This is a genomic window from Rhizobium ecuadorense (assembly GCF_001187535.1).
In the GTDB taxonomy this organism is placed as follows: Bacteria; Pseudomonadota; Alphaproteobacteria; order Rhizobiales; family Rhizobiaceae; genus Rhizobium; species Rhizobium ecuadorense.
Genome location: NZ_LFIO01001545.1, coordinates 1 through 318, shown reverse-complemented (window position 1 = coordinate 318; position 318 = coordinate 1). Strand labels below are relative to the sequence as shown.

The 318-nt window shown below is 56.9% G+C and carries 1 protein-coding gene; it reads right to left on the bottom strand.

The window, feature by feature from the left end:
• Positions 1-318, bottom strand: a 318-nt coding sequence (locus tag AF337_RS32005) for an RDD family protein (RefSeq protein ID WP_160320389.1), incomplete at both ends; no start/stop codon positions are given.

Below are 318 nucleotides of genomic sequence, written 5' to 3'. Positions count from 1 at the left end.
GGGCGAAAATCTCCACCTGTTTCATCAGGTTGCGTGCGGTCACCTGGTGCGGCGTCAGCCGCCGTCCGTCCACATTGATGACGCGGATGCCCGTTATTCTTTTTCCGAGCGTGCGTCCGTTCCAGATGAGTTCCGAGAGGATGTAATAGGGGATCTGCACCAAAAAACCGAGCAGCACCATGAGCATCGCCTCCGCCGTCATAGGCAGCACGCCTGTGAAGATGATGGCGGTGGCACAGATGAATATGATGATTGTGGTGAAGACGATGTCGAGGAATTGCGCGCCGAAACGGGTTCCGAGCGAGGCAATGGCGAAGG